Source organism: Enterobacter sp. A103, assembly GCF_034427535.1.
GTDB classification, from domain to species: domain Bacteria; phylum Pseudomonadota; class Gammaproteobacteria; order Enterobacterales; family Enterobacteriaceae; genus Enterobacter; species Enterobacter asburiae_B.
In genome coordinates, this window is the sequence record NZ_JAXQPQ010000002.1 from 23,670 (window position 1) to 43,861 (window position 20,192).

General features: G+C 57.3%; 20 protein-coding genes. 7 read left to right on the top strand and 13 right to left on the bottom strand.

Annotated elements, in window-relative coordinates; translation table 11 throughout:
* Positions 1 to 3: 3 nt before the first annotated feature.
* The 6 genes from SPH27_RS05495 to osmE all read right to left on the bottom strand — a co-directional run bounded on the left by SPH27_RS05495 (position 4) and on the right by osmE (position 5,093).
* Positions 4 to 1,359 (bottom strand): 6-phospho-beta-glucosidase, encoded by a 1,356-nt coding sequence (locus SPH27_RS05495; RefSeq protein ID WP_182071158.1) that lies wholly within the window; start codon positions 1,357 to 1,359, stop codon positions 4 to 6.
* Positions 1,360 to 1,468: 109 nt separating this feature from the next.
* A complete protein-coding gene (gene chbR / locus SPH27_RS05500) occupies positions 1,469 to 2,311 on the bottom strand; it encodes a transcriptional regulator ChbR (protein ID WP_071884835.1) in 843 nt (280 codons plus the stop codon).
* A gap of 5 nt (positions 2,312 to 2,316) precedes the next feature.
* On the bottom strand, positions 2,317 to 2,664 hold the full coding sequence (gene chbA, locus SPH27_RS05505; protein ID WP_023311284.1) for a PTS N,N'-diacetylchitobiose transporter subunit IIA: 348 nt from the start codon (positions 2,662 to 2,664) through the stop codon (positions 2,317 to 2,319).
* Positions 2,665 to 2,711: 47 nt separating this feature from the next.
* Positions 2,712 to 4,070 carry a PTS N,N'-diacetylchitobiose transporter subunit IIC gene (gene chbC, locus SPH27_RS05510; RefSeq protein WP_023311283.1) on the bottom strand — a complete coding sequence of 453 codons (1,359 nt, stop codon included), beginning with the start codon at positions 4,068 to 4,070 and terminating at the stop codon, positions 2,712 to 2,714.
* 79 nt (positions 4,071 to 4,149) lie between these two features.
* The gene (chbB, locus tag SPH27_RS05515) at positions 4,150 to 4,467 is read right to left on the bottom strand and encodes a PTS N,N'-diacetylchitobiose transporter subunit IIB (protein WP_008500676.1); all 318 of its coding nucleotides are present in this window, start codon (positions 4,465 to 4,467) and stop codon (positions 4,150 to 4,152) included.
* A 281-nt stretch (positions 4,468 to 4,748) separates the two neighbouring features.
* Positions 4,749 to 5,093 (bottom strand): osmotically-inducible lipoprotein OsmE, encoded by a 345-nt coding sequence (gene osmE, locus SPH27_RS05520; RefSeq protein WP_010430142.1) that lies wholly within the window; start codon positions 5,091 to 5,093, stop codon positions 4,749 to 4,751.
* Positions 5,094 to 5,325: 232 nt separating this feature from the next.
* On the opposite strand from osmE, the gene nadE reads away from it, so the two are divergent.
* Both nadE and cho read left to right on the top strand, forming a co-directional pair.
* Complete coding sequence (nadE, locus tag SPH27_RS05525) at positions 5,326 to 6,153, top strand: ammonia-dependent NAD(+) synthetase (RefSeq protein ID WP_094935583.1); 828 nt, start codon at positions 5,326 to 5,328, stop codon at positions 6,151 to 6,153.
* Positions 6,154 to 6,319: 166 nt separating this feature from the next.
* Positions 6,320 to 7,210 carry an excinuclease Cho gene (gene cho, locus SPH27_RS05530; RefSeq protein WP_404851815.1) on the top strand — a complete coding sequence of 297 codons (891 nt, stop codon included), beginning with the start codon at positions 6,320 to 6,322 and terminating at the stop codon, positions 7,208 to 7,210.
* Here the strand turns inward: cho and ves are convergent.
* From ves to SPH27_RS05565, 7 genes are all read right to left on the bottom strand, one after another.
* A complete protein-coding gene (ves, locus tag SPH27_RS05535) occupies positions 7,188 to 7,745 on the bottom strand; it encodes an environmental stress-induced protein Ves (protein WP_182071156.1) in 558 nt (185 codons plus the stop codon). The genes cho and ves overlap by 23 nt on opposite strands.
* Before the next feature lie 297 nt (positions 7,746 to 8,042).
* Positions 8,043 to 8,537, bottom strand: coding sequence for an ATP-independent periplasmic protein-refolding chaperone Spy (spy, locus tag SPH27_RS05540; protein ID WP_023311279.1), 495 nt, complete (start codon positions 8,535 to 8,537; stop codon positions 8,043 to 8,045).
* A gap of 338 nt (positions 8,538 to 8,875) precedes the next feature.
* Positions 8,876 to 9,841, bottom strand: coding sequence for a succinylglutamate desuccinylase (astE, locus tag SPH27_RS05545; protein ID WP_094935580.1), 966 nt, complete (start codon positions 9,839 to 9,841; stop codon positions 8,876 to 8,878).
* A 10-nt stretch (positions 9,842 to 9,851) separates the two neighbouring features.
* Complete coding sequence (gene astB / locus SPH27_RS05550; protein ID WP_182071155.1) at positions 9,852 to 11,177, bottom strand: N-succinylarginine dihydrolase; 1,326 nt, start codon at positions 11,175 to 11,177, stop codon at positions 9,852 to 9,854.
* On the bottom strand, positions 11,164 to 12,651 hold the full coding sequence (astD, locus tag SPH27_RS05555; RefSeq protein WP_182071154.1) for a succinylglutamate-semialdehyde dehydrogenase: 1,488 nt from the start codon (positions 12,649 to 12,651) through the stop codon (positions 11,164 to 11,166). The genes astB and astD overlap by 14 nt, the downstream gene beginning before the upstream one ends.
* The gene (gene astA / locus SPH27_RS05560; protein WP_023311275.1) at positions 12,648 to 13,682 is read right to left on the bottom strand and encodes an arginine N-succinyltransferase; all 1,035 of its coding nucleotides are present in this window, start codon (positions 13,680 to 13,682) and stop codon (positions 12,648 to 12,650) included. Before astA ends, astD begins: the two co-directional genes overlap by 4 nt.
* On the bottom strand, positions 13,679 to 14,899 hold the full coding sequence (locus tag SPH27_RS05565; RefSeq protein ID WP_182071153.1) for an aspartate aminotransferase family protein: 1,221 nt from the start codon (positions 14,897 to 14,899) through the stop codon (positions 13,679 to 13,681). The genes astA and SPH27_RS05565 overlap by 4 nt, the downstream gene beginning before the upstream one ends.
* A 433-nt stretch (positions 14,900 to 15,332) precedes the next feature.
* On the opposite strand from SPH27_RS05565, the gene xthA reads away from it, so the two are divergent.
* Genes xthA through SPH27_RS05590 form a run of 5 tightly spaced genes read left to right on the top strand, consistent with a single transcriptional unit; the run spans position 15,333 to position 20,127 of the window.
* Entirely contained in the window at positions 15,333 to 16,139 is an 807-nt protein-coding gene (gene xthA / locus SPH27_RS05570; RefSeq protein WP_023311273.1) for an exodeoxyribonuclease III, read from the top strand.
* A 6-nt stretch (positions 16,140 to 16,145) separates the two neighbouring features.
* Entirely contained in the window at positions 16,146 to 16,829 is a 684-nt protein-coding gene (locus SPH27_RS05575; RefSeq protein WP_207168147.1) for a TVP38/TMEM64 family protein, read from the top strand.
* 15 nt (positions 16,830 to 16,844) lie between these two features.
* Positions 16,845 to 18,005, top strand: coding sequence for an ABC transporter substrate-binding protein (locus tag SPH27_RS05580; protein ID WP_404851816.1), 1,161 nt, complete (start codon positions 16,845 to 16,847; stop codon positions 18,003 to 18,005).
* Entirely contained in the window at positions 17,978 to 19,507 is a 1,530-nt protein-coding gene (locus SPH27_RS05585) for a thiamine ABC transporter permease (protein ID WP_182071150.1), read from the top strand. Before SPH27_RS05580 ends, SPH27_RS05585 begins: the two co-directional genes overlap by 28 nt.
* Complete coding sequence (locus tag SPH27_RS05590) at positions 19,507 to 20,127, top strand: ATP-binding cassette domain-containing protein (RefSeq protein WP_182071149.1); 621 nt, start codon at positions 19,507 to 19,509, stop codon at positions 20,125 to 20,127. Before SPH27_RS05585 ends, SPH27_RS05590 begins: the two co-directional genes overlap by 1 nt.
* Positions 20,128 to 20,192 lie beyond the last annotated feature (65 nt).

Here is a 20,192-nt window from a genome sequence, read left to right on the forward strand (position 1 = left end):
CTCTCAGTGGTGTTTGAACTTGAGCTTCTCGATCGTGGCGGCAAAGTTCGGCAACCATTTTTCATGCGCCAGGATCATCTCGCCGGCCAGCTGCTCCGCATCGCGGTCGGAATGCACCAGCGGGCTGAGGTTCAGCGCCAGCAGCACGTCATTGAGCTCGCCGCTCAGCGCCGCGTTGCTTGCCGCCACTTCAAAGCCTTTGATGGTGTGGATCAGGCCCATGACCTTATCATCGAAGTGGGTGATGCGTGGATGCGGTTTAGCGCCTTCGCGTCCCAGGATGCAGGTCATCTCGACCGCCCAGTCCGCCGGGATATTGTCGATATGGCCGTGGTGCGGCACGTTAACGTAGTGTTCCGCCTGCTTGTCGTTGTAGATGGCATTAATCACCTCGCACGCCGCATCGGAGTAGTAGGCCCCGCCGCGCTGCTCCAGCTCTTTCGGTTTAACGTTCAGGTTCGGATCTTTATACAAATCGAACAGCTGCTTCTCGACTTTCTGAACGATCTGCGCGCGCGCGCCGCCCTTATAGTACTCGCCCATTTCGATAGCCAGCATCTCTTTCTGCTTAAAGTAGTAAAGCAGGTACGAGCACGGCAGCAGGTTCAGCGAGCGGATCAGCCCTTCGCTGAACGGCAGGTCAAAGATGTTTTTCACCGATGCCGCCGTCAGGCGACCGGAAGCCACGCCGTCCAGCAGTTCGGCAAAGCGCGATTTTCCGTTCACGATCACGTCTTTAATGAATACCATGTGGTTCAGGCCGAACAGGTCGATGGAGAGATCGTCACTGTCGGTCAGCGCCAGCACGTCGCGGATAAACATCTTCATGCCGATCGGAATATTACAGACGCCGATAAAGCGTTTGAAATCGGTATGACGATAGACCGCCTCGGTCACCATCCCGGCCGGGTTGGTGAAGTTAATCACCCACGCGTTCGGGCAGATCTCCTGTACGTCTTTGACGATGTCGAAAATCACCGGGATGGTACGCAGGCCTTTGAACAGACCGCCCGCGCCGTTGGTCTCCTGCCCGAGATAGCCGTGGCTCAGCGGAATACGCTCGTCCAGCTCGCGCGCCTTCAGCTGGCCCACGCGCAGCTGGGTGGTGACGAAATCCGCATCTTTCAGCGCCAGACGACGGTCCAGGGTTTTATGCACGGTCAGAGGCACGCCCGCTTTCTCCACCATGCGCTTGCACAGGTCGAAAATAATATTCAGCTTTTCCTGACCTTCCTCAACGTCTACCAGCCATAATTCGCTGACCGGTAATTCATGATAACGTTTCAGGAAACCTTCAAGTAATTCCGGGGTATAGCTGCTGCCGCCACCAATGGTTACGACTTTTAATTTCTTCTGCATAATATCTCCCTTAGCGTATCAGGTTAATCGCCTGCAAGGTATAGCGTACTCTTCCCGCTATTTGGGCAAGCCATTAAAGCAATATTTGTGGCGGGTAATCCGCCGAAAGTTAATTAATTACCGTTAAATTCTTCCGGTAACTGTTCGGTGTGAATGAAGTCAATTTCTTAAAGGTCTTAATAAACAGGCTGGGACTGCTGTATCCTGACTCGTACGCAATATCGGTGACAGAGTAGTTGGTAATTTCCAGCTGTTTCCTGGCAAAATTAATGCGGATTTCATTAATAATTTGCACGGGTGTTTTACGATAATAGCGCTGCGTCGCGCGGGTCAGATATTCCTGGGATTTTCCCGACAGTGACACCATATTTTCCAGCGCATTTTCGCTGAACTGGCCTTTATCGTGCATCAGCTCAACGGTGCTGCGCAGCCACTGTGGAATATCATCCGTCACCTGCTGTTCTTCGCGATGATGGCGCAGCCGGTTCATCACGTAGAAGGTCACCGTCTCAATAAACTCATCAAATTCATTGTCGCGGAAGTTAAGCGAGGCGATAACCGTTTCAATCCAGGTCATGAACTCGTTTTTGACCCGATAGACCTGGGAGGCCACAAAGCAGAACGGCACCAGCGGCAGATAGTGCTTCTCAAAGAAGCGTCTGCTGACGCCCACATTCAGAATACGGGTGGCACCAAATTCGTAAAAGCTCTGGTGATAAGACCCCATCGGCAGGAAGACAAAATCCCCTCGCTCAAGCAGAACGCGCTTACCGTTGATCTCCTGGTAATAGCGGCCGGTCAGAACAATCGTGAACTCGTAGTAGTCATGCTGGTGCAGACCGCTGGCGCTCTCCGTCTTGTTGTAGATAACCACGTGAAAATTTTTGCCGTTAAACAGCTGCTGTTCAAGTGCGGTTTTAATTTCCATCGTGCTGACCTCCTGCTGCGAAATCCGACTCAGTGCATTTTCTCGTGAAGCTCAATGAGCTCCGCCACCAGCTCACGCGCCAGCATCGAGGTCATCAGGTGATCCTGCGCGTGGACCAGCACCAGGCTGACCTTCATCTTCCCTTCGCCCTGATCGCCTTCAATCAGCTTTGTCTGCACCAGGTGCGCTTCGTTGAGCGCCGTGCGGGACTGGTCCATCATGGTTTTCGCCGCGGCGAAATCCCCCTGCTTAGCCTGCTTCAGTGCGGCATAAGCCAGGCTGCGAGCCTGTCCGGAGTTGATGATAAGCCCCATCACCACTTCTTCAAGATCGTTCTCGACGGCTTCGTCTGCGACAATACTATCCAAATCTAACATTTTTAAGCTCCTTGTGGCTGGCGCGGGCTTCCCCGCGCCGGTCAATCTTAGAATTTCAGTGAGAGGGCAATATCCTCTTCGCTCTCTTCTTCATCAATAATGGTGGCGGCTTTGTTGGCAATCGCCACGAACGGCATATACAGCAAGGTGGCAATCCCGAGGTTGAATATCGCCAGCAGGAAGGCCGCGACGCTACCGTTGGTGTTGAAGAAGGCGCCCAGGCCCGCCGGCATGGTCCACGGTGCAATGTTGGTGACCGGTGGAATGATGCCCATGTAATACGCCGTCAGAGTGATCGCGGCCAGCAGCGGCTGAATCAGGATGAACGGAATGAACATTACCGGGTTCATGATGATTGGCAGACCGAACAGAATCGGTTCGTTAATCTGGAAGATGCCTGATGGCAGCGCCAGCTTCGCGACCTGACGGTAGTCAGCACGACGAGAGACAATAAAGACCGCGATGATCAGACCCAAGGTCGCTCCGGTACCGCCCAGGAAGATATAGGAGTCAAGCATCGGCTTCGCCCACACATGGAAGGTTTTACCCGCTGCCAGCGCCGCGTCAACGGAGCCGTACTGCTGGTAAAGCGCAACGTTTTCCAGTGCCCAGGGGGTCATAATCCCGCTGTCCAGCGCGGCCAGTGCCAGTGAACCATGCACGCCAAAGAACCACAGCAGAGAGGTGAAAATCACATACGCCCAACCGACCACGCCACCCATCGACGCCAGCGGCGTAGAGATAGAGTCCATGATGATCTGGTGGAAGTTTGTGCCCCAGTGGGAGAGCGCCCAGGCGATAATCCCCATGATGGAGAGAATAATGAAGCCTGGAATCAACGCGGAAAATGAACGAGAAACGGAAGCCGGTACGCTATCCGGCAGGCGGATAACCCAGTTGCGGCGGATAATAAAGGTGAACATTTCTGCCACCACCAGGCCGATAACAATACCGGAGATGATGTTGGCCCCGCCCAGCCAGTTGGCGCCAACGGCGTAGGCTTCACCCACGCTGTAAGGCGTTACGGTCATAAAGGCGGCAACGGATAATAATCCGGCAGCCAGCGGATCCACTTTACGCTCTTCTGCCAGTGCCATCCCAATAAAGAAAGGCGCCATCAGCGACATAATCCCTAACGTACCGTTATAGACGTTGCCGCCAATGGCTTTAAAACCATTAAGGGTTTCAATAGTGGAAGCGTCTAACCGAATTCCTAATGAATAAAAGAAGGAACCTTCACCAAAGCTCAGAAAAACGTTGTTAATTAAAACGAACATGGCCCCGGCCAGCGTCAACGGCATTAATTTAATAAAGCCGTTTTTGATGGCATTAACGTGAGGCTGCTTTCCTATTTTAACAGCAAAAGGAAGGAGTACCTTTTCAAGTGAAGCGATGACTTTACTCATAGGAAAATACCCTTAAATGCCGTAACGCATGTTACGGCGTATTGTGTGTGAAATAACTCTTTGACGGGAAAAATAAAAATTAATTAGCAGCTTTTTTAATGGCTGCCACAGCAGCTTTAAGAACACCTAAACCATCAATTTTGCCGTACAGCCCCGAGTCGATCACTTCGACCGGTTTATTGGGTAACAGTCGTTGAATTTCGGGCAACATATAGGCAATTTGTGGCCCCAGTAAAACAACATCGGCTGTCTGGCCTTTTTCGCCCGCCAGCGTCTCTGGAAACGCTTCAATCACCACAGGGACTTCATACTTTTCAGCCTGCGCACGCATCTTTGACACCAGAAGCGACGTTGACATGCCCGCTGAGCAGAACAGGTAGATATGTTTCTTTTCCATCGTGATTTCCCTCTTGTATGACTACCTGCCATCGCGCTATCACTCGACTCGCTGTCCCGGCAGACAGGTAGCTTGCGTACTGTTGTTTATCGTTGGAGTGAGTATACGCAATGGTACAGACAGGGGATAATTCTGGATAGGCTCAAATTGTCTCTCATTGACCTGGCTTGTTGACTCCCTTCACATTTCGGGCAAATAATTCGCGCAAAGAAATAAGATTTTCTGATGCATAAAAAAACCGGCCCATGGGCCGGTTTGTTAACATCCTCAGGCAAGCAGGGTTACTGCGCCTTAGGTGCCTGCGGATCGGTGTCGTATTCAGCACAGGTCTGATAGCCGGAGTTGATCACATGACCGGTATCATCCAGGGCGACGAAGTAGGTTTCTGCCTTACCATCACGTTGACCCAGGATATAGGTCTGACAGGTACCCTTCGCATGAATCATGGTCACTTCAGAAGAAGGTTTACCGGCAATCGCAGCCACCTGCGAACGGGTCATCCCTTTTTTAACGTCTTTTACTACGGGCTGCGTAAACTGATCCTTAGTGCGATCGTAAGCCGTACACCCTGCCAGCATAGTCAGTACCGCCGCTGCGCTAAGAATTCCTGCTACGTTCTTGTTCATATTCCGTCCTCTTGTTTATCAGCGTGTTATCTAAGCATGGGATAAAAAGTACTATTGTTCAACTTTGTGAGTTACGCCAGACGAATTTCGGAAAATTCTAATAAAACAACGATAACCTGCTAAATCGGCGCAAATTAGCGCACTCGAAACTGTGATCCTTGTCGTTTCTCGCCCAAAGGGTTAGTTTTAACAGCTAACACATTCTGTTTATGTACTGCATATGGAGGGCGTGATGGCTCTGCAACAAGAGATTATTCAGGCACTGGGCGCGAAGCCTACGGTAGATGCACATGAAGAGATCCGCCGCAGCGTGGATTTTTTAAAATCGTACTTAAAAAAGAACGCTTTCCTGAAATCCCTGGTGCTGGGCATTAGCGGCGGCCAGGACTCTACCCTGACCGGTAAACTCTGCCAGATGGCGATTTCAGAGCTTCGCGAAGAGACGGGTGATGAGAAACTGCAGTTTATCGCGGTGCGTCTTCCTTATGGCGTACAGGCGGACGAGCAGGATTGCCAGGATGCCATTGCCTTCATTCAGCCTGACCGCGTGCTCACCGTGAATATTAAGGGCTCGGTGCTGGCAAGCGAGCAGGCGCTTCGCGAAGCGGGCATTGAGCTGAGCGATTTTGTTCGCGGCAACGAGAAGGCCCGCGAGCGCATGAAAGCGCAGTACAGCATCGCCGGGATGACCAAAGGCGTTGTGGTCGGCACCGACCATGCAGCAGAAGCGATCACCGGTTTCTTCACCAAATACGGCGACGGCGGCACCGACATTAACCCGATCTTCCGTCTCAACAAGCGTCAGGGTAAGCAGCTGCTGGCCGCGCTGGGCTGTCCTGAGCATCTGTATCAGAAAGCGCCGACAGCGGACCTTGAAGACGATCGCCCTTCCCTGCCGGATGAAGCGGCCCTTGGCGTCACCTATGACAACATCGATGATTATCTGGAAGGCAAAAAGCTGGATGAACGGACCGCGAAAATCATCGAAGGCTGGTATCTGAAAACCGAGCACAAGCGCCACACGCCAATTACGGTGTTTGACGACTTCTGGAAAAAATAAAGCAAAGCGGTAACCAGGTTACCGCTTTTAATGTTTGCGCCCTCTCCCATGGGAGAGGGTTGAGGTGAGGGCATCAAGCCGCACGTCCTGGCCGGGTAAGGCTTAGCTGTCACCCGGCTCTTTTTTAACCATCACACTCCTGCTACACTGTATGTCTGAACAGTATATGGAGCAGTATGTGAGCAGGCGTCAATCCGCCCCGCGTCTTGAATTTGAAGCGGCGGCTATCTACGAATATCCCGAGCACCTTCGCCCCTGGCTTGAGGCGCTGCCTAAACAGCCGGGCGTGTACATCTTTCACGGTGAAAGCGATACCCTGCCGCTCTATATCGGCAAGAGCGTTAACATTCGCAGTCGGGTGTTATCCCATCTCCGTACGCCGGACGAGGCCGCCATGCTGCGCCAGTCGCGACGCATTTCCTGGTTCCAGACGGCGGGAGAAATGGGCGCGCTGTTGCTGGAGGCGCGGTTGATAAAAGAACAACAGCCGTTGTTCAATAAGCGCCTGCGCCGCAACCGTCAGCTCTGCTCGCTGCAGATAAACGATGGCATGCCGCAGGTCGTCTACGCGCGCGACGTCGATTTTTCTCATGCCCCGAATCTCTATGGGCTATTCGCCAATAAACGCGCCGCGCTCCAGGCGCTGCAGACGCTGGCGGACGATTTACAGCTTTGCTACAGCCTTTTAGGTCTGGAGGCAATCACCCGCGGACGCGCCTGTTTTCGATCCGCGCTGAAGCGCTGCGCCGGTGCGTGCTGCGGGAAAGAGAGCGTTGAGGCGCATCACGCCCGGCTTCTCACCGGTCTGGCGGCCATCAGCGTGAACTGCTGGCCCTGGGAAAGCGCCGTTGCGCTAAAAGAAGTGGGCGAGGCCATGACCCAGTATCACATCGTCAACAACTGGCTCTGGCTGGGCGCCGTCGACGACATCAACGACGCGGCAACCCTGCTGCGCACGCCCGCCGGATTTGACCACGATGGCTACAAAATTCTCTGCAAACCGGTCCTGGCAGGAAAGTTTGAGATCATTGTGCTCAATGACCCGGCAGCCACGTGATTTCGCTGAACAATAAGGTGCCCTGAGCCTCCAGCAGACGCAGCGTATGGGAACCCTCCTCCCAGCTAGCACCCTGATCGGCCGTCAGCAATTTATCGCCCAGCTGCCACGCCCCGCTTAGCACGAACACCACGCCCCCGCGTGAGCCAAAGGTGGTGAAGGTTCGGTCAGCAACGCGCACCTTCGCCCGGCAGCAGTCGCGCCGGGTCATGATGTTAAAGTCCATCGCCATCCGACCATCTGAAAGCAGCGCTTTCACCGGCAGATCGCCGGCAAAACTGTAGGGCTGATGATGCTTGAGGGTATGGGAGAACGCCTGACCCGCGTCCAGCGTCACCTCTCCCCCTTCCAGCAAGGTAATCACCCGGTCAACACCGGGAAACGAGGAGAATTCGCCGTTGCTGGCAATCGTCGCGATACTGGCACGCCAGTGAAAATCGCGCGTCGCGGGAGGGAAGCAGCAAATCTCACGCGTTTCGCCAGCACCATTGCGCCAGAGGCTGACCGGCATCTTACGGATATCAAAGAACTCCATCACCACTCCTGAATGGCACAACCCGTGCCAGGGCAAGGATATCGCTATCGTTGCTGTCTTGTTTGTTATCGTTGGGTATTCACAGAAACAGTATCGGCAGCAGAGCGGGCAGGCCTTAGCGGAACGTTAATAAAAATTCTAACGCCATGACTCTGCAAACATTCTCTGAAGCGACTACAGGAGGATACCGCGCTGGCGGCGGCAGGCAAGAGGGCAGGAAAGAAAAACCGCCGGTCCTGTCCACAGCGGTTGCGCTTTTGTGGACAGGATCCCGGCGGTCTTAAGAGTGTGAACCGATTATTCGGTTGGTGCTGGCATTTTACCTTCCATCGCCGGACGTTCTGTCAGACGCTTCTCAAAATTCGCATTAAATTGTTTTTTCTGTTCCGGGGTCAGAATGTTGTAGATCTTGTTCTGGGTTTCCATGTGAGCCAGCATGCGGGCTTTGTGCTGCTCGGCCATTTTGTCGATCTGCGCTTCGGCTTTCGCCTTATCGAAGCTATCGCTGGCGATGATGTCATGCATCGCACGGCGCTCTTCAAGCGGAGGACGTTTCATCTGGTCGCGTTCGCCTTTTCTGATGTCGCGGATCTGCTGCTTCTGGGCATCCGTCAGGTTGAGATCCTTAAACATCATCATCTCGTTGTGCATACCCGGACCTTTATGATGCATCATCATTTTGCCTTCAGCAGGCGCGGCAGTTGTAGTGGTCGCAGTATCTGCGGCGAACGCCATGCTGGTAGCGCCCAGAGCCAGGGTAGAAGCAACAAACAGTGCAGTAAATTTACGCATAATTTATTTCCTTTCTTTCAGTTATTCTTCGGCGCTATGCCGTGTTGACGAGATTAACTTTACGGGGTTTATCGTCAATTAGTCAGAGCAACGGTAAAACAATGAAAGTGTAAAAAACAAATTTTCGCCAAATGTGGAGGAAATAAGGATAAAGCGTGGAGAGTTGCAACAAAAAATATTTAACAGGATGATTTTAAAGAGATTAAGAAGAAGTATAGCGAAGTGAAGATCAATAATAAAGCAATTCACCAGGAATATTCTGCAAAACAAGCGCAAGCGCTTTAATCGTTAAGAAAAGTTTTTTACTTCCCCCACCCGGATGATGGGAGGGGAAAGGTTCAGGATATTTTTTCCAGCATCAGCCCGGCCCGCAGGCCAAACGCGACGGTGGGGTTAGGGAATAAGACATACTCGGTGGTGTTCTGCACCTCGTAACGTTCCTCGCCATCCTCAGCCAGCAGCGCCCCTTTGCGGAACGGGGTGAAGTTTAGGGTGTGTGCGGCCATATGGAGCTGGAAGGCATCGCTGCGGCGCGTGATCTGCTGTACGACCCGATACCGCTCAACGGGCTGATGCGCGTGCTCGGGAGCCGTTCCTCCCAGCAGCGCCCGAAGGGCGAGATGCGTAGGCGCAAAGCGGGTCAGATCGTTCTGGCCGAACGGCAGCGCTTTTCCCAGTTCCAGCGTGCAGGACAGCGCAGCGAAACGTTCACAGGTGAAATGGGTAAACGTTCCGCCCGGCGACTGATGAAATACCAGCGCCTCCAGCCCGGCGTCACCCAGCCAGCTCAGGAACGCTTCATCCCACGGCTGACTGCGCTGCGGCAGAACGCCGAAGCGAACGTGGTAAGACGCGCGGATTGCCGTATGCAGATCCAGATGCCAGCGCCCCGGCCCCGCGACGGCAAAAAACGCGGTCACGACGTTCTCCAGCCACTCAGCCCGCGCCGTTTCATCGCTCTGCGGAAACTGCGACCAGCGGCCGCCAAACATGCGGTTAATGTCGCTCACCAGATACCGTTTGTTTTGCGCCAGCGCAGGAGGATTGCCGAGCACCACCAGCACGCGGCACTTTAGTTCGATCTCATTGCGATACAGCGCACGCAGCAGCAGATCAACAATCTCGACGGGCGCGGTTTCATTCCCGTGGATACCCGTTGAAAGCAGCAGCGAGAGATCGCTTTTTACGGTCGGCGTCAGTTCAAGCACCCCGCGCCCCAGCCACCGCCAGCGAAATGAGGGGCCGTCCCCCTCTTTCAGTTCCGGCGTCTCGTCGGCCAGGGTCAGCGCCAGTAAATTTTCCATATCCACTCCTTTAGCGCTGGAACGGGTAAACCGATCCCAGCTGCAGGATTGTCGATAACGCGTCCAGCGCCTCGCGTCCTTCACGCAGAAGCTGCGGGTCAACCAGATCCGCCTGCGTTAGCCGATCGCGATAGTAGCGATCGACCCAGTCATTCAGCCGCGTAAAGAGCGTATCGTTCATCATGACCGCCGGGTTCACCGCCTGCACTTCGTCCTGGGTCAGGACCACGCGCAGACGTAAACAGGCGGGACCACCGCCGTTGGCCATGCTTTCGCGCAGGTCAAACACGCGCAGTTCGTCAATCGGGTTATCGGCCTTGACCAGCTCCGTCAGGTAGCGCCACACGCCTTTATGATCCCGGGACTCCTGCGGCAGGACCAGCATCATGCTGCCATCGTCACGGCTCAGCAGCTGGCTATTGAACAGATAGGTTTCTACCGCGTCCTGCACGCTCACCGCCTCCGTGGGCACCTGGATTGGCATGAAGCCGCGCACGCGCTCATGCAGCGTGGCGAGCAGCTTCTCCTGATGGGCAAACGCCTGCTCGTGGCAGAACAGCACCTGGCGGTTAGAAACGGCAATCACGTCGTTATGGAAAACGCCCTGGTCAATCACATGCGGGTTTTGCTGGGCAAAAACCACCTGGGAAGGATTGACCTGGTTCAGGCGGGCAACCGCCTGGCTCGCCGCCAGCGTCTGACGGGCAGGATAACGGGTTGGCGCGGCGTGCCCCCCCTCTTCTCGCCCGTAGATAAACAGCTGCAGGCCCGGGTCGCCATAGTCGCCCCCCAGGCGGTTATGGTTGGCCGCGCCTTCGTCGCCAAACATCGCCACCTGCGGCAGGGCCTGATGCACCTCAAAATGTGCGTCATGGTTGAAAATGGCGCGCAGCACGCGCTCGGTGGTTTCCGCTTCGGTGGCGCGGTGGAATTTATTGTTCAGGTTCGCCACTGTCAGATGAACTTTGCCATCCAGCGTATCGGCTGACGGCGCGACGGTCGCGGCGTTTGCCACCCACATAGAGGAGGCGGAGCTTGCCGCCGAGAGCAGGTGCGGCGTCTGCGTACCCGCTTTTTCGACGACCTGTTCATCGGTACCGCTAAAGCCGAGCTGACGAAGGACTGCCACGTTCGGGCGTTCCTGCGGCGGGATCACCGCCTGTGGGAAACCGGCATCCGCCAGCGCCTTCATTTTTAGCAGCCCCTGCTTCGCCGCCAGCTTCGGGTTGGAAACCTGAAAACGGTGCTTCGTCGAGGCTTCATTACCAAAAGAGAGACCGGCATAGTGGTGCGTCAGCCCCACCAGCCCGTCAAAGTTAACCTCACGCGCTTTCATGACGATCCCCTCCGGTAAAATCCAGCCCCGGATTAAGCGTCTCCGGCAGCGTCAGCGCCGGGTTTTCCAGGCTCGCCATCGGCCACGCGCAGTAATCGGCGGCATACCACGCGCTGGCGCGATGGTTGCCCGACGCGCCCACGCCGCCGAACGGCGCGGTGCTCGCGGCCCCGGTCAGCGGTTTATTCCAGTTCACAATCCCGGCGCGCGCTTCCAGCAGCAGTTGGTCAAACTTCTCGCGATGCGGCGAAATCAGCCCGCTCGACAGGCCGTAGCGGGTGTTATTCGCCATCGCAATAGCCGCATCGAAATCGTCGTAACGCCAGACGCAGAGCAGCGGGCCAAAGACCTCTTCGTCCGGCACGTTGCTCGCGCCGCTCATCTCTACAATGCCCGGCGTCAGCAGCGAGCTACCCGGCTGAACCTGCTTCGGCTCCAGCAGGGTTTTCGCGCCGCGCGCGACGTGGTCCTGCCAGGCCTTCAGCACGTTCAGCGCGGCCTGTTCGGAAATCAGCCCGCCGATAAACGGCTGCGGGTCGGCATCCCACGCGGCAGGCACCAGACGCGCGCTGATTTCTACCAGACGTTTCATGAAGGCATCCCCCTGTGCGCCCCGCTTCACCAGCAGACGGCGGGAACAGGTGCAGCGCTGTCCGGCGGTAATAAAGGCGGACTGAATCGTCAGGTGCACCGCGGCGTCGATATCGTCAGGGTCTTCCACGATCAGCGGGTTGTTGCCGCCCATCTCCAGCGCCAGGATTTTCTCCGGCTGCCCTGCCAGCTGGCGGTGCAGCTGATAGCCCGTACCGGCGCTGCCGGTAAACAGCAGGCCGTCGATATCGCTCAGCGCGCTCAGCGCCTGACCGGTTTCCCGCCCGCCCTGCACCAGGTTCAGCACGCCCGGCGGCAGGCCGGCCTGTTCCCACAGCTTAACCACCGCCTCGCCGGTGAATGGCGTGAGCTCGCTCGGTTTGAAAATGACGGTATTGCCCGCCAGCAGCGCAGGCACAATATGGCCATTCGGCAGATGCCCCGGGAAGTTATACGGGCCAAACACCGCCAGGACGCCGTGGGGACGGTGGCGCAGCGTGGCCGCGCCGTCCGGCATGTCGGTGTGCTGTTCGCCGGTGCGGGTGTGGTACGCCTTCACCGAAATGGCGATTTTGTTGATCATCGCCGTCACTTCGGTTGTCGCTTCCCAGCGCGGCTTGCTGGTTTCAGACGCGATGATGCGCGTCAGTTCGGCCTTGTTTGCCTCCAGCAGCCCGGCAAACTTTTCAACAATTTCCTGGCGCACGGCGAAAGGCTGTTTTGCCCACGCCGGAAACGCGCGGCGCGCGGCACGGCAGGCTTGTTCCACCTGCGCGGCGCTGGCGTCATGCCCCTTCCAGAGCACCTCTTTTCCAACCGGATTGGTCTTTACGCGCTCTTCGCCTTCGCCCGTGACCCAGTCACCGTTAATCCATAATGTCATGCTGTTTTCTCCTCAGGGCAGAGACGCACCAGGCGAACCGTATCGCCGGCGTTACATTTCAGGGCATCCAGTTCTGCAGCCGTCAGCACCAGACGTTCACATTTCGGGTTGGTACGCACCAGCATGGCGCGGAAGTTGGCGTAATTTTCATTCGATACCAGACAGGCGGGCCAGTCACCCGGCGCGGGCTGACCTTCAGAGACCTCAACCAGACGGCTTTTACGGATCGCGCGCACGCGGTCGATATCGCACTCAAGCGTTGGGCCGCCGTCAAAGATGTCGACATAGTTCCGGTAGCGGAACCCCTCTTTCTCCAGCACCGCGCGGGCAGGCGCGGTCTGCGGATGAACTTCGCCAATCACCGCCTGCGCTTCCGGGCTGAGGAAATGGGTATAGATAGGATGCTTCGGCATCAGTTCGGCGATAAAGGCTTTCTGGCCGGTGCCGCAGAGATAGTCTGCCCGGCTAAACTCCATCGAGAAGAAGCGCTCGCCCAGGCTCTCCCAGAACGGCGAGTAGCCGGTGTCGTCGATCACGCCGCGCATCTCAGCGACTACTTTTTCATTAAAGCGATCGCGGAAGGCGGCCATAAACATAAAGCGGGATTTGGAGAGCAGATAGCCGTTGCCCTCTTTACGCCACGCCGGGTCGAGGAACAGCGTGCACAGCTCGCTGGCGCCCGTGTGGTCATTGCAGAGAAACAGCGTGGGCAGCGCGTTATAAACGTTCAGCTCTTTCGAGGCGTGAACCATGGTGCCGACGCGGTAGTTGTACCACGGGTCGTTAAGCCCGACGGCCACTTCGATGGCGCAGATCCCGGCCACGGTCCCCGTGTCGGTGTCTTCCAGCACGAACACATACCCCTGTTCGCTTTTTGGCAACGTCCCCTGCCAGGTTTGCAGGGCGCGCTCAATGCGCGCCGACAGCGTTTTTTCATCGGCAGGAAGCGAGGTCAGCCCGCCTCCTGTCTTACCGGCAAGCTGCATGAGCCCGGCGAGATCGCCGCGCTCAACGGGACGGATGACCATCATGATGACACCCCGGATTTCACTTTTTCACACGCCAGCGCAAAACGGTCCAGACCGGTTTGCACCTCTTCCTCGCTGACGATCAGCGCCGGCGCAAAACGCACCACGTTGGCACCGGCAATCAGCACCATCACGCCCACTTTTGCCGCTTCCTGTGAAATAAGTTTAGCTTTTCCGGCAAACTCGGCGGTGAGCTCGCAGCCGATTAACAGCCCCAGACCGCGAATTTCTTTAAACAGCCCCGTTTTGCCGTTGATGGCGTTCAGACGCTCGACAAACCAGTCGTGACGCTGCTTAACGCCTTTCAGCACCTCAGGCGTGTTAATGATGTCCAGAACCTGCCCGGCGACGGCGGTTGCCAGCGGGTTGCCGCCGTAGGTGGTGCCATGGGTACCTACGGTCATTACGCTGGCGAATTTATCGGTGGTCAGCGTCGCGCCAATCGGGAAGCCGCCGCCCAGCGCTTTGGCGGTCGAAAGCACGTCCGGCGTCACGCCGTAGTGCATATAGGCATACAGCTCGCCGGTGCGGCCCACGCCGGTCTGGACTTCGTCGAAAATCAGGACCGCGTTGTGGCGATCGCACAGCTCGCGCAGCCCCTGCAGGAAGGCTTTTTGCGCCGGAAGCACGCCGCCCTCGCCCTGCATCGGTTCGACGATCACCGCGCAGGTGGTGTCGTTAATCAGCTCGCTGGCGGACTGCAGATCGTTATAAATACCGTGACGGATATCCGGCGGCAGCGGGGCGAAATCCTGCGAGTAGGAAGGCTGGCCGCCCGCGCTGACGGTAAAGAGCGTGCGCCCGTGGAAGGCGTTTTTAAACGCCACGATGCCGCTCTTGTGGCTACCAAATTTATCGTGCGCATATTTGCGCGCCAGCTTCAGCGCCGCTTCGTTGGCTTCAGCCCCCGAGTTACAGAAAAAGACCTTTTCGGCAAACGTCGCGTCGATCAGTTTTTTGGCCAGGCGCAGCGCGGGCTCGTTAGTAAAGCCGTTGCCGGTATGCCAGAACTTCGCCGCCTGGTCATTTAGCGCCTGACGCAGCGCAGGGTGCGCATGACCCAGCGCGTTGACCGCAATCCCACCTGCAAAGTCGATATACTCTTTACCCTGCTGATCCCACAGGCGCGAGCCTTCCCCACGAACCGGAATAAAAGCCGCCGGAGCGTAAACCGGCATCATCCATTCATCGAAATTTTCACGCGTAATTGACAGAGACATAGCGACCTCATCCGGTAAATAAAAAGTTATTTGAATGTTAAATAATTGAGTGTTTGCACTGTGAATGTAGATTGCAGCCTTCGTGCCAGCCAGCGATAAAATTGCATAAACGGGTTGAGGTAACAGAATATCAATAAGTTACAATATGGAGTTATTCACTGTTAGTGCATAAAAAGTGAATATTTTTACGACAAGCGGCGCTTTGCCGCATGAAAATCAGAAAGAGTATGCACAGGCCAAATATAATTCTGGAATTGTGATCGCTCGCGAAATTTATCGGTCATTTACGCCCTGTTTGAGGGCGATACGCGTCAGAATGGTGCAAATATTGCACCACCGGCATTATCTGTCGCAGTTATTGGCCGAACCCGGTAACAGTTGACGCAAATTCTGCTACCATCCATGCACTATTCACCTTGCACTGGCAGCGACTATGAAATTTGTCTCTTTTAATATCAACGGCCTGCGCGCCCGCCCCCATCAGCTTGAAGCCATTGTTGAGCAACATCAGCCAGATGTGATCGGCCTGCAGGAGACCAAGGTTCACGACGACATGTTCCCCCTCGAAGAGGTGGCGAAGCTCGGCTACAACGTCTTCTATCATGGGCAGAAAGGCCATTACGGCGTTGCGCTGTTGACCAAAGAGACGCCAGTTTCAGTCCGCCGTGGGTTTCCCGGCGATGACGAAGAAGCACAGCGCCGCATCATCATGGCGGAACTGCCTTCCCCGCTGGGGAACATCACCGTGATTAATGGTTACTTTCCCCAGGGCGAGAGCCGCGACCATCCGACCAAATTCCCTGCTAAGGCCAAGTTTTATCAGGATCTGCAGAACTACCTGACAACCGAACTCAATAAAGACAATCCGGTGCTGATCATGGGTGATGTGAATATCAGCCCGACCGATCTGGATATTGGCATCGGTGAAGACAGCCGCAAACGCTGGCTGCGTACCGGCAAATGCTCCTTCCTGCCGGAAGAGCGCGAGTGGATGCAGCGCCTGCTGGACTGGGGGCTGGTGGATACCTTCCGTACCGCCAACCCGGACACGCAGGATCGCTTCTCGTGGTTTGACTACCGCTCAAAAGGCTTTGACGACAACCGCGGCCTGCGTATCGACCTGCTGCTCGCCAGTTCGCCGCTGGCAGAGCGTTGCATCGAAACCGGGATCGACTACGAGATCCGCAGCATGGAAAAACCGTCTGACCACGCGCCGGTGTGGGCTAAATTCAAGCTGTAATGACGCGTGAACATTCGAAAAATTGCTTTCCTGTGCGCCCTTCTGGGCGCATTTATTCTGTCGTTTGTCATGCTTCCCCCAGGCACGCTCTCCCTGGAAGGGATTAAAACCCACCAGCAGGCACTCCTCTCCCATGTTGACCACGCGCCGCTGCGAAGCGCGCTGATCTTTTTTGCGCTCTATGTGGCGGTTTCCGCCCTGTCGATCCCCGGCGCGGCGATCCTCACCCTGCTGGGCGGAGCGTTATTTCCCCTGTGGGAAGGCACCGTGCTGGTCTCGTTTGCCTCCACGCTCGGGGCGACGCTTGCGATGCTCGCCAGCCGTTATCTGCTGCGCGACGGGGTCCAGCGGCGGTTTGCTCAGCAGATGAAAACGGTGAACGCCGGTATGGCGCATGACGGCGCGGGCTATCTTTTTGCCCTGCGCCTGATGCCGCTGTTCCCGTTTTTCCTGGTGAATTTGCTGATGGGGCTGACCCGCATTGGAGTCTGCCGCTACTGGTGGGTCAGCCAGGCAGCCATGCTGCCCGCGACGGTGGTCTTTCTGAACGCCGGGCGCGAGCTGGGGAAAGTGTCGTCGCTGCGCGATATTTTGTCGCCGGGCATGCTAATCGCCTTTACACTACTGGGGTTATTGCCGCTGGCGACGCGCCGGCTGTTTTCCCGTTATCTCCCGTCTGTTAAAAAGTGAGGCATTATGCGCCGTGTGCGTTTTTGCGCGTTCCTGACCGGTCTGCTGCTGGCAGCCCCCCTCTGTGCCGCCGAGAGCTGGCACGATATTCAACAGCAGGCCAAAGGCCAGACCGTCTGGTTTAACGCCTGGGGCGGCGATCCGGCGGTCAACCGCTACCTTGAGTGGGTCAGCGGTGAGATGCAAACGCACTACGCCATTACCCTAAAAATCGTCCCGCTGGCGGATGCCGCCGATGCGGTAAAACGTATTCAGACCGAAGCCGCCGCAGGGCGTAAGACCAACGGCTCGGTTGACCTGCTGTGGGTCAACGGCGAAAACTTCCGCACGTTAAAAGAGGCGAACCTGCTGCAAACCGGATGGGCGCAGACGTTGCCAGACTGGCGCTATGTCGATACCCGCAAACCCGTCACGGAAGATTTTGCGATTCCAACCGACGGGGCGGAATCCCCGTGGGGCGGCGCGCAGCTAACCTTTATCGCCCGCAAAGCCAGCATGCCGACGCCGCCCGCGGATCCGCAGGCGCTGCTGGCGTACGCGCAGCAGCATCCGGGCAAGGTCAGCTATCCCCGCCCGCCCGATTTTACCGGCACGGCCTTTCTGGAGCAGCTGCTGCTGACGCTCACCGATCGCCCTGATGCTTTACAAAAAGCGCCCGATGCAACGTTTGCTGAGGTTACGGCACCGCTCTGGGCCTACCTCGATAAGCTGCACCCGCTGCTGTGGCGCGAAGGAAAAGATTTCCCTCCCTCACCTGCCCGAATGGATGCCCTGCTTGCCAGCGGCAGTCTGAACCTGTCGCTGACCTTTAACCCGTCCCATGCGCAGCAGAAAGTGGCGAGCGGCGAACTGCCCGCCGACAGCTACAGCTTTGGTTTCGAGAGCGGGATGCTCGGCAACGTCCATTTTGTGGCTATCCCGGCCAATGCCAGCGCGAGCGCGGGTGCAAAGGTGGTCGCTAATTTCCTGCTGTCACCGCAGGCGCAAATCCGCAAGGCCGACCCGGCCATCTGGGGAGACCCGAGCGTCCTGGATGCGAAAGCGCTGCCCGAAGAGGAGGCGAAACAGCTGCTGGCCCATACGCCTAAGGGGCTGCCGCAGGTGCTTGCAGAGCCGCAGTCCGCCTGGGTGAACGCGCTGGAGCAGGAATGGCTGCGTCGTTACGGCACCCGCTAAGTGGCCTCGTCTGGCTGGCGATGGCGGTGATTTATCTGCCGATCCTGCCCGCTGGCGTCATGCTGTTCGCACCGGCGCTTTCTGCGACAAACTGGCAGCGGCTGCTGAACGATCCGCAGCTGCCTCAGGCGACCGTCGCCACGCTGGTCTCAACGCTCATCGCCACGCTGGGGGCGTTGCTGATTGCCCTTTTCTTCGTCTGCCTTTTGTGGCCCGGTCAACGCTGGCGACGCCTCACGACCCGGCTGCCCTGGCTACTGGCGATCCCCCATGTGGCGTTCGCCACCAGCGCGTTGCTGCTGTTTGCCGAGGGCGGTCTGTTTTATCAGGTCTGCACCGTCTGTACGGCTCCGTTTGACCGCTACGGCGTCGGGCTGGGCCTGACGCTCGCGGTCAAAGAGAGCGCGTTCGTGCTGTGGGCCATTTACGCCGTGCTGCCGGAAAAACGGCTCGCGCAGCAGAAGATCGTCCTGCAAACCTTTGGCTACGGGCGTTATCAGACGCTCAGCTGGCTGATCCTCCCGGCGATCGCGCCTGTCCTCGGCGCGGTGATGCTGGCGGTGCTGGCATGGTCGCTCTCGGTCGTGGACGTGGCGATCGTTCTCGGGCCCGGCAACCCGCCCACCCTGGCCGTGCTGGCCTTTCAGTGGCTAAGCCAGGGCGACGCGCAGCAGCAGGAAAAAGGAATGCTGCTGTGCCTGCTTCTCCTTGTACTGCTGGCCGCCCTGGCCGCCCTCGGATACGGCCTCTGGAAGGCATGGCGTCGCACAATTCCGCAACTCGCTGGAACGCGCCGAAGGTCTCAGCGCGCCCTGCCTGAGCGGGCATTCAGCGGGTTACTGCCCGCGTGCGGCATCCTGTGCACCGCGGTACTGCTGATGCAGGCGCAAGGGGGCGACGTGGGCCCCGTGGGGACCAGCCTTTCCTTCGGCCTGCTGTCGAGCCTGATCGCCCTCATCGTCATTTTTCTCTGGCTGGAATGGGGACCTCAGCGCGGCGCAGCGTGGGTGTGGTCACCGCTTGCCCTACCGGCGCTGCCGCTCGTCACCGGGCAATACTTTATTGCATTGCGTCTGGGGCTCGACGGGCACTATGTCGCCGTGCTCTGGAGCCATCTGCTGTGGGTGTTGCCGTGGATGCTGCTGGTTCTGCAGCCCGCCTGGCGGCGGATCGATCCCCGGCTTATCCTTACCGCCAGAACGCTCGGCTGGCGACGGGCGAAAATATTCTTACTGCTGAAATGCCCCATGCTGGTGCGCCCGGCGCTGCTGGCCTTTGCCATTGGTTTTTCCGTCAGCATGGCGCAATACATGCCGACGCTCTGGCTTGGCGCGGGGCGTTTCGCCACGCTGACCACTGAAACCGTCGCGCTCAGCAGCGGGGGCAGCATTCCTGTTCTCGCTAACCGGGCGCTGGGATTACTGCTGGTCACGGGAACGGTGTTCGGTCTTGCCGCCCTGATATCCCGGCTCGTGGGCCGCTACCGTCAAGGATTACGTTAATGCTGAAGGTAAACCATCTCACCATCGAACCGCTTTTCCGCGAGGTCAATTTTTGCGTTCCCCGCGGGGAGATCGTTACCCTGATGGGGCCGTCCGGCAGCGGAAAATCGACCCTTTTTGCGTGGATGGTCGGCGCGCTGTCAGACGATTTCCAGGCGCGGGGCGAACTGTGGCTCGACGCGCGTCGCTGCGATAGCCTCCCCGTTGAATCCCGCGGGCTGGGCATACTTTTTCAGGACGCGCTGCTGTTTGAACCGTTCAGCGTCGGGCAAAATTTGCTGCTGGCGCTGCCTGAGCGGATCGTCGGACGCGCGCGGCGGGAAGCGGTCGAGCAGGCGCTGGATTCCGCCGGGCTGATCGGTCATTACGCCAGCGATCCGGCCACCCTTTCCGGCGGGGAGCGTGCCCGGGTCAGCCTGCTGCGCGCCCTGCTCGCAGAGCCGCAGGCGCTGCTGCTGGATGAACCGTTCAGCCGTCTCGATAAAACGCTGCGCATAGCGTTTCGGGAATGGGTTTTTGACGCCGTCCGCACGCGCAATATCCCGGTGGTGCTGGTCACGCACGATGAGGATGATATTCCGCCCGGCGGCGAGCTGATTGAGATTTCTCGCTGGCAATAATGTGCTAACGCAATGTTTTCCGTTTCCGGAGAGACGACAATGCCCCCCTCTTTTACTGACGTCAG

Coding starts and splice junctions, on each gene's coding strand:
- SPH27_RS05565 (WP_182071153.1), bottom strand. CDS start 14,899: ATGTCTCTGTCAATTACGCGTGAAAATTTCGATGAATGGATGATGCCG.
- nadE (WP_094935583.1), top strand. CDS start 5,326: ATGGCTCTGCAACAAGAGATTATTCAGGCACTGGGCGCGAAGCCTACG.
- spy (WP_023311279.1), bottom strand. CDS start 8,537: ATGCGTAAATTTACTGCACTGTTTGTTGCTTCTACCCTGGCTCTGGGC.
- chbC (WP_023311283.1), bottom strand. CDS start 4,070: ATGAGTAAAGTCATCGCTTCACTTGAAAAGGTACTCCTTCCTTTTGCT.
- SPH27_RS05590 (WP_182071149.1), top strand. CDS start 19,507: ATGCTGAAGGTAAACCATCTCACCATCGAACCGCTTTTCCGCGAGGTC.
- astA (WP_023311275.1), bottom strand. CDS start 13,682: ATGATGGTCATCCGTCCCGTTGAGCGCGGCGATCTCGCCGGGCTCATG.
- astE (WP_094935580.1), bottom strand. CDS start 9,841: ATGGAAAATTTACTGGCGCTGACCCTGGCCGACGAGACGCCGGAACTG.
- ves (WP_182071156.1), bottom strand. CDS start 7,745: ATGGAGTTCTTTGATATCCGTAAGATGCCGGTCAGCCTCTGGCGCAAT.
- cho (WP_404851815.1), top strand. CDS start 6,320: ATGGAGCAGTATGTGAGCAGGCGTCAATCCGCCCCGCGTCTTGAATTT.
- astD (WP_182071154.1), bottom strand. CDS start 12,651: ATGACATTATGGATTAACGGTGACTGGGTCACGGGCGAAGGCGAAGAG.
- SPH27_RS05585 (WP_182071150.1), top strand. CDS start 17,978: ATGGCTGCGTCGTTACGGCACCCGCTAAGTGGCCTCGTCTGGCTGGCG.
- osmE (WP_010430142.1), bottom strand. CDS start 5,093: ATGAACAAGAACGTAGCAGGAATTCTTAGCGCAGCGGCGGTACTGACT.
- chbA (WP_023311284.1), bottom strand. CDS start 2,664: ATGTTAGATTTGGATAGTATTGTCGCAGACGAAGCCGTCGAGAACGAT.
- chbB (WP_008500676.1), bottom strand. CDS start 4,467: ATGGAAAAGAAACATATCTACCTGTTCTGCTCAGCGGGCATGTCAACG.
- SPH27_RS05495 (WP_182071158.1), bottom strand. CDS start 1,359: ATGCAGAAGAAATTAAAAGTCGTAACCATTGGTGGCGGCAGCAGCTAT.
- astB (WP_182071155.1), bottom strand. CDS start 11,177: ATGAAAGCGCGTGAGGTTAACTTTGACGGGCTGGTGGGGCTGACGCAC.
- xthA (WP_023311273.1), top strand. CDS start 15,333: ATGAAATTTGTCTCTTTTAATATCAACGGCCTGCGCGCCCGCCCCCAT.